We start from the raw sequence: 8,236 nt of genomic DNA on the forward strand, positions 1-8,236 counted from the left end.
AGATGCAGAGTCAATCCGAAATTGCTTCGCTGTTTCTCGTATACTCCACCCTTCTTCTTCCATCGTAAATATCACTTTACGTCTAAAATTAATTGAATAGCTCATATAAATAATGTCATCAAAATTAAGTCGCTTAGCTATAGGTTTATTAACAACTATTGGTCTATCTGCCAAAAATGCCATTTTAATTGTTGAGTTTGCTAAAGACTTAATGGAAAAAGAAGGAAAAGGATTGATTGAAGCGACGCTAGATGCTGTCAGAATGCGTTTACAGCCTATTTTAATGACATCATTAGTATTCATGCTTGGCGTTTTACAGCTCGTTATTAGTAACGGTACAAGTTCAGGCGCGCAAAACTCTGTAGGTACCGGTGTACTTGGATGAATGATTTCAGCAACCACATTAGCAATCTATTTCATTCCAGTATTTTTTGTCGTTATACGTAGACATTTCAAAAATAAATATTAGCTTAGTTAGATTATTAGTAATATTTCCATTAAAAGGCCAGATATTCTGGCCTTTTAAGTAAACATGTTTTTTAATAAATGAAAAATAACTCTAAATATATGACTAGAACTTATTTTTTAATAAAAAATAAATAATAATAAAATTACATAGTAATACTGTAACTTTTTGTATATATTTGATATTTTTCTCTAGATTAGTTCCTTGATTAACATCATATAACAAAAAACTTTATACAGAGATAGTAACTTATGCAATAATAGTACTATATTAATATCCAGTAGGTTGTTTGCTTTACTTTTGCTATACTCACACAAGTATAAATTATCTACATTCTTCTGATTGTTTATCGACACCCATTTATAATTTTAGTAACAATCATAATTAATAGTGTTTTGATTTTACAAAAAATAAAATAATATATTAATTCAATGGTAATTTCTTCATCTTTAGCAGTATTATGCAATAAAAATGAGTAATAACCCGTAATCTGTGGTTTAAATGGAGATGATTATGGATGAGTACTCACCAAGGAAGTTATGATATCTTAGTGCTAAAGTATTTATGTGATGCTCTATATCGTGAAACGATGTTAACTTTGGATAAGACAAAAACCCATTGGAAAAATGATCTTGATTCCGATCAAAGCGTTAAACTTAATGTATTAATTGATCATATCACAGATTTTATTGGTCAATTTAAATTAAAATATCCAAATAACGTAAACCTTTTTATTTTTATTGACGAATATTTGGATGAAACTTATAACCTATTTGGTAAACCTGTAATGAGCCTAACAAATATTTCTGATTGGCAAAAAATAAATGAGCATTTGGCTGAAATATTAATAAATGATATAAAATCTTCATGAAGTAACACTTGACGCAACAGCCAATAACATTCATATTTTATACATCTATAATTTAAAAAAAGGAAATTATGACTAAATTTGACTATCTGAGGCGCTTAAGAAGATGTACGACTATCGAAACATTGGAGCGCGTAATCGAAAAAATATGCATTATCTGAAGACGAACTTGATTTATTTTATTCTCCCGCAGACCATAAGTTAGCAGAGTTCACAATGAATAAACTTTATGACAAAATTTCGTTCGTCAGTTTGAAAATATGTTTGTTAATAAATAAGTCTTTCTTTTATTAAAAAAGATATGGTTATAATTTTAGCTGATAGCCGTTACCTGCTTTTATTAATAACTATATAACTTAAATATTCATTCATTGTGTTGCTTACGTTATTAGATTAAAAAATGAACCATATTTATATTTCACTTAATCAAAAAATAACCCTATAATTATCCTCACTCAACCATAACTCTTTTTCATTAATAAAAACCATAGCTAAAAAATAACTATTTATGAAAAAATCAATGCAATGCTATTTAATTTTTAATTAATAATTTAATTGCATCATTAATCAAAATTCTTAATTTCACATAATCTTATTTTTCTATAAAAACTAAACAAAAACTGACATTTAGATTAAAATTAAAATTTATCAAACTAATTAAAATTTTTCTCTATGTAAAAAACCAACCATATTTAATTAATTTAGCAATTTTCAACATAAAAACAATTTTTGTTAACTGGATTAATTTTATCTGAAAATATATAAATATTTTAGAAGTGTTAAAATGGAGGAGTCCTGTCAGCGACATCCCTTCACATACACCCTTTGCTATGGCTGCTTCTTTCCAGACCTGACCAAGTTAACAAGTTAGCATTGCGGGAGAACTAACAGGACCCCATTGAATGCCTCTCTAAGAACAATAGAGGCGCCCATTATGCGCTATTCATATTCAAATAGCAAGAAAACAGAAATCAAGTGTTGTTTTTTTATTCAAATAAATAATATTAAACATACAAATAGTTTAACAGTATATAAATAATAACAAAAAAGATTAAAGTTGACCTTATTTACAACAAAATAAGTATCTAATCTAGTATAATCTTAATTTATCAATCTTCGAAGTGAAGAAAAAACAATTTTCAATATGAAATGTAAAAATATATTAATAAAAAATCCACAAATAAGTAAGAATAAAATAGAAAAAAGATTAATTAACCACATCTAGACGTTCTACGCTATCAGCATGTAATAAATTACCAATTTGTTGCAATTGGTACATCTGAGCATAAAGCCACGAGTGTCGTAATAATTGATTATGTTTGGCTTGCTCAACGATTTTCCACGATGTAAAAAAAATTTTTATCCGCGTCTATAAAAGACGATGAGCAATAACGATTAATGTTGTCTGCCGACGAATTAACTGTAAAGCTTTTTGGATCGCTCTCTCAGTTCCCGAATCGACATTGGCCGTTGCTTCATCCAATATTAATATTTTCGTCGTTCGTACTAAAGCACGCGCTAATGCCAATAATTGCTTCTACCCCGCAGATAGCATCTTACCTTGCTCACCTAACAGCGTATTTAAGCCATCATGCAATTTATATACCCAATCAACAAGCTGCACAGTTGCGAAAATATAGCTAAGCGTCTTAATTTTGTAATGAAAATTAAGACGCTTAGCTATACCACCAGCTAGCGCCAAAAAATTTGCAGCACCTATCGTAATATAGATTGTAGGGTCAAATTTTGCATCAACTTTAGCAACATGCATATTTTTACGTCCAGCCTCTAATGCGGCAATCTCAAACTTATGGGATTAGTGATCTTCGATACCAAACGCTTTAATCATACGGATACTAATTAAATTTTCCTGGGCATGGTTATTGAGAGAAGAAAATGTCGCTTGAGCAGATTTAAAGCGTGTATGCAGTTGCTCACCATATCGCTTAATAATGACTGCCATGATTGGCTTTCGTAGCAATGAAAGCAGGGTCAGTTGCCAATTAATCTCTATGCTCATGACAATTAAAACAGCACAAGCCATCACCAAAGAATCGACTAGTGTCAGGACACCTTCTCCCGCCGAAAAGACAACTCGATCAACATCATTTTTTGTACGTGCAATAAGATCGCCTACTCGATGTCGTAAATAAAACTCGCGAGTTTGGCGACTAAATTGTTGATAAAATTTTTGTCTTAACTGTACAGCTAATTTATAAGAAGCGCCAAATAATCATAACCGCCAAATATAACGCAATCCATAAATAATAAATGCAATAACCACCATCACACTTATCCAGCCCAAAAGTTGTTTAATACTCATGGTTTGCTTACTAATACCATCAATAATAAAGCCAATAAGCCGTGGTGGAATAAGTTGTAACCCTGCAATAAAAATTAATAACATGACAACACCAAAATACCGGCGTCACTCAGTTAAAAAATACCAACGTAATTGAGAAAATATTCCCACATTTTTATCCTGATATTGAAAATTGCATCAAAAAATATAATAAAATACAGCTCAATAAATTAATCAGATACAAACAAAATTGTGATATATTTTATTTTCTCAATCAAAAATAAAAATGATCAATTCAATTAGCTACATTGTTGACTATATGTTTATAAAAACTATCGTAACTCACCAAATCTCATAATGTTATATAAAATACTTTTAACAACCTGATTTTATCAGCTTTATAAGAAATGTAATATCAGGATGTATTCAACAAATCATGGCATTTTTATCGCATAATTACATAAAATTAATATGCTACCGATAATAAATAGTCAGAATAAAATAGTTCATAATTTAAACAAATAATATAATACTATGAATATATCTTCCCAATTAAGGCTATCTAAACTAGATTAAACTCGGTAACATAACGTATCATCTTTACTAGCAAAATTTTTTACTTGTACTTTATCGATGGATAGCATTAAGTATGACGCAACGAGCAGTTATTGTATTTAGTGGCGGACAAAATTCGACCACTTGTTTTATACAAGCAATAAAACAATATAACGAAGTTCATTGTATCACTTTCAATTATACTCAACGTCATAGTGCTGAAATTGTTGCTGCTCAAAAAATATGCCAGCATTTTAACATCGCAGCACATAAAATACTGGATGTCGGATTATTAAATGAACTTGCTATCAGTAGCCTAACTCGCGACAACATTCCAATACCTTCCTATGAAAAAAAGTATTGAAAGTGAATTACCCAATACTTTCGTTCCAGAAGGTAATATTTTATTTCTAACACTTGCTGCTATTTATGCTTACCAAGTTCAAGTTGACGTGGTTATAACCGGTGTCTGTGAAACAGACTTTTCTGGTTACCCTGATTATAGGGATGAATTCGTTAAAGCGCTCAATCAAGCTATTTTTCTGGATATAGCGAAACCAATTCGCTTTGAAACCCCTCTTATGTGGCTAAATAAAGCCGAGACTTGTTCACTAGCCGATTATTACCACTCATTAAAATTAGTACAAAATAAAACCTTTACTTTTTACAATAGTATTATAGGCAATGGTTGTCAACAATGTGCTGGGTGCCCCATCTGCACGCAGATGGATTAAAATATTATCTTCATCATCGACAAGCAATCATGTCCTTTTTAAAACAAAAAATACACCTTAAATGATTTTAAATAGATACTATTTACGATATTCAAACAATAAGGCAATTTAACTTACAATCAACGCCACTATATTAATTAATAGAAGATACAATAAATTATTTTTAGTACTTTTGGCTTAAATGTAATCTTACACTTCTAGCCTATACTGGTGTAATGAATAAGGAACTGAGATTAATAATTCCCTCTCAGCTCCTATTATGTATTAATATAGCTAAGCGTCTTAATTTTGATTACAAAATATATATTTTTCTCCAATATAAATTTACTGATATAGAGTAATTACTTGTAATCATTTTAAAGTCGCCCAGCTATATCATCCATCAACTGTCGCTTGACTGTTTTATTTATAACTGATTTCGTTCCAGTTTTCGTTTGATCATTAACTACTTTTAGCTGATCAGATTGGGTAAATGCGGTATGAGAAAATCCTATCGCAAAAATTAAGATCCTAGTTGTATATATTAGTTTCTTTTTTATTATTAGAAACATGTTATAACCTCTTTGTTAATTAATAAAAATCAATATTTATTTACCAAAATTGATATTATATTTCCCTGATCTATACGCTTTATGGCAGTTTGCTAAGCAATTCTGTGATAATTTTCTATGAAAAAACAGATTTTCTAAGCAATGAATAAGATACAAGAATAAAAAAACATTACGACAATAAAATGATATAACAGCAAGAGGCTGCACAAGCGCAGCCTCTAATTTATGTAATTGTATAAAATTATGTGGAAGTCGATCGCAAATTACTCAATTCGGCCTAAATCGACTTTAGCCTTATCACGTAAATTCAACATCACTGATTCCATCATCACATCGCCAAGTATCATTTTATAGCGTTGCGAAAAGACTTTTAATTCATCTTCCGTCGGTTGCCCCTGAGTAACTTTGACCAATTGAATAATCACTAAATTATTTTTGGTATCTTTGCTACTGAGATAAGTCAGTGTATTTTCTTTAGGAATTGGCATCTGAAAAATTTGCTCAGCCAATGAGTCATTTTGATCAAAACGTTTGATAATCTTTGCCTCACCAAAGGTAATACCCTGTTTTGCCAAAGCCGCTGCAGCTGTCCCTTGTTTTAATGCGCTCAGCAATTTATTGCCCTCTGCTTCCATCTCTTTTGTAGCTTTATTAAACTTGACTAATTCAGCTACTGATTTTTTCACCTCATCGAATGGTTGTGTTACCTCTGGTTTATATTTTTCAACTCGAATAATAAAGGCACGATCACCATCGACATTAATAACATCTGAGTTAATACCTGTTGGCCCATTTTTATCTAATAAGTTGCCGTTAAAAATAAAATCAGCCACTTTATCAAATCTTATTTCTTCAGGCAGATTATTACGACTAAACCAATCTGTTGTTACCGCTTTAATACCAGTAACTTTTTCAGCTGCTGCTAACGATTCGTTATCATCCATCGCCACGCGACTTGCAGTTTGTTGTAATGAATAAAATGCATTAATCGCTTTTTCATTTTTTAGGCTATCGGCAATCTCAGTTTTTACTGACTGAAAAGGTTTTATTACTTCAAGTTTAATATCATCAAGACGAAATATAATATAATTGCTAGCTGATTTTATTACGCCAGAAACCTGTCCTTTTTTAGTTAGATTCGCAGCAATAATTTCACTTGGCGTTGAAGTCGCCTCTATCCAACCAAGAGCACCATGATTTGCTGCACCAAATTTATCTGTCGATTTTTCGGCAACTAATTGGTTAAAATCAGCCCCATCAGCCAATTCTTTAGCAACGGAATCGGCTTCTTTTTCTGTTGCCAACTGGATCATGCTGTAATGTTTTTGCGCGGGCTGAGTAAAATTAGCTATATTTTGCTCATAATAGCTTTTCAGCTCTTCATCTTTGACTGCCACATTTTCACGTTGAGAAGCAGCATCTAACTTAATATAACTAACCTGTACCTGTTCGGGTGAAATAAAACTGTTCTGATGTGTATTATAGTAATCTTGTAATTCTTTATCTTTAACCGTTTGTTTAGATTGATAGTTAGCAAGCGACATAGTTGCTTTTTTCACTTCACGTTGCTGTAAAAGTAACTCAGCATAGGACCTAATTTCTTTAGGTAAGACGAATTCATCTGTCACATACATTTTACTGAGTTGACGGTTAATCAAATTTTGTCGTATTTCTTGGGCAAGATCATCGGCATTAACATTATGTTGAGATAAAATAGCCCGATATTTTTCACTATCAAAATGCCCGTCAGTCTGAAATATCGGCATGTTGTAGATATCCTGCTTAATTTGCTCATCACTCGCCGTTAAACCCAATTGATTTGAATATTGATTAAGCAATGTCACACCAATTAAACGTTCTAAAGCTTGACGACGCAGCATCTGGATCCCTTGCTCGCTGCTGGCAATTTCATCAAATTGATCACCTAGTCGTTCTTGTAATGCTTGCTTTTCTTGCTGAAAAGCTTGCTGTAATTGAACTTGACTAATTTCTGTGCCATTCACTTTCGCCGCGTGATTACTTGAACCGCCAATCAGGTAACCACCAACACCGGTAAGCACAAAAGATAGGATAATAATCACAAATACTATTTTTAGTACAGGACTATTCGCCGCCGTGCATAGCTTGTCCATCATAAAGAGGCTACTCTCCGTTTTAATCAAAGTAAATAGACGCATAATACGCTATTTTAGCGTAAAAGAAAAAAGCGGATCACCTTTATGATGCGCTCTATCCTAACTTACTAAAACAATTGATTCTGTTTTAGTTTATCCGTTAACAGTATGCCGCAATTTTTATTTTTTTTCTGGCCGTTAACAGAATCTTTTAATTTTTGGCCGGCTTTAAATGTTGGTACCTTTACCGCAGCTATCTTAATAGCCTTACCTTTTTGAGGATTACGTCCAGCACTTGCTGGACGGTTCTTTACTTTCAAAAGCGCCAAAGCCTATTAACTGAATTTTATCTCCTTTTTTGAGAGTTTGAGATACAATTTTGAGAAATGCATTTAACACGCTCTCAGAGACTGATTTAGCAGCCTTTGACGCTTTAGCAATTTTTTCTATTAGCTCTTTCTTTTTCACGCTTATCATCCCCATTTTATTAATTATGGATTAAACAAACATATTGCTAACGGTTCACAAAAATATGACACCGTCGCATCAATACTACACAATACTACACAATACTACAAAAGTATGGCAAGAAAACATATTACAGCCAAATATAGCTAAGCGACTTAATTTTGATTACACCATATTG

The 8,236-nt window shown here is 31.9% G+C and carries 4 protein-coding genes, 1 other RNA gene and 5 pseudogenes; 4 read left to right on the top strand and 6 right to left on the bottom strand.

Annotated features, from left to right (window positions below; all coding sequences use genetic code 11):
* Positions 1-139: 139 nt before the first annotated feature.
* From ARSQ2_RS02875 to hha, 3 genes and pseudogenes are all read left to right on the top strand, one after another.
* Positions 140-469 (top strand): annotated as a pseudogene (locus ARSQ2_RS02875) (efflux RND transporter permease subunit); the annotation flags it as partial.
* 514 nt (positions 470-983) lie between these two features.
* Complete coding sequence (tomB, locus tag ARSQ2_RS02880) at positions 984-1,337, top strand: Hha toxicity modulator TomB (protein WP_238334274.1); 354 nt, start codon at positions 984-986, stop codon at positions 1,335-1,337.
* 68 nt (positions 1,338-1,405) lie between these two features.
* Positions 1,406-1,628: pseudogene (hha, locus tag ARSQ2_RS02885) on the top strand (hemolysin expression modulator Hha).
* Between the two features lie 499 nt (positions 1,629-2,127).
* Here the strand turns inward: hha and ffs are convergent.
* From ffs to ARSQ2_RS14575, 3 genes and pseudogenes are all read right to left on the bottom strand, one after another.
* Positions 2,128-2,224: signal recognition particle sRNA small type (ffs, locus tag ARSQ2_RS02890), an RNA gene on the bottom strand.
* A gap of 317 nt (positions 2,225-2,541) precedes the next feature.
* Positions 2,542-2,970, bottom strand: a pseudogene (locus ARSQ2_RS15200) (ATP-binding cassette domain-containing protein); the annotation flags it as partial.
* 47 nt (positions 2,971-3,017) lie between these two features.
* Positions 3,018-3,741: pseudogene (locus ARSQ2_RS14575) on the bottom strand (ABC transporter transmembrane domain-containing protein); the annotation flags it as partial.
* Between the two features lie 544 nt (positions 3,742-4,285).
* Here ARSQ2_RS14575 and queC point away from each other — a divergent pair.
* Positions 4,286-4,990, top strand: a pseudogene (queC, locus tag ARSQ2_RS02900) (7-cyano-7-deazaguanine synthase QueC).
* Between the two features lie 749 nt (positions 4,991-5,739).
* Here the strand turns inward: queC and ppiD are convergent.
* From ppiD to ARSQ2_RS14585, 3 genes are all read right to left on the bottom strand, one after another.
* A complete protein-coding gene (gene ppiD / locus ARSQ2_RS02905) occupies positions 5,740-7,653 on the bottom strand; it encodes a peptidylprolyl isomerase (protein WP_238334276.1) in 1,914 nt (637 codons plus the stop codon).
* Positions 7,654-7,718: 65 nt separating this feature from the next.
* Positions 7,719-7,910, bottom strand: a complete 192-nt coding sequence (locus ARSQ2_RS14580) for an HU family DNA-binding protein (protein WP_420837726.1) — start codon at positions 7,908-7,910, stop codon at positions 7,719-7,721.
* Positions 7,873-8,058 carry an HU family DNA-binding protein gene (locus ARSQ2_RS14585; RefSeq protein WP_420837727.1) on the bottom strand — a complete coding sequence of 62 codons (186 nt, stop codon included), beginning with the start codon at positions 8,056-8,058 and terminating at the stop codon, positions 7,873-7,875. Before ARSQ2_RS14585 ends, ARSQ2_RS14580 begins: the two co-directional genes overlap by 38 nt.
* Positions 8,059-8,236: the final 178 nt, after the last annotated feature.

This window comes from Arsenophonus endosymbiont of Bemisia tabaci Q2, assembly GCF_902713415.1.
Classification (GTDB): domain Bacteria; phylum Pseudomonadota; class Gammaproteobacteria; order Enterobacterales; family Enterobacteriaceae; genus Arsenophonus.

Coding starts and splice junctions, on each gene's coding strand:
- tomB (WP_238334274.1), top strand. CDS start 984: ATGAGTACTCACCAAGGAAGTTATGATATCTTAGTGCTAAAGTATTTA.
- ppiD (WP_238334276.1), bottom strand. CDS start 7,653: ATGCGTCTATTTACTTTGATTAAAACGGAGAGTAGCCTCTTTATGATG.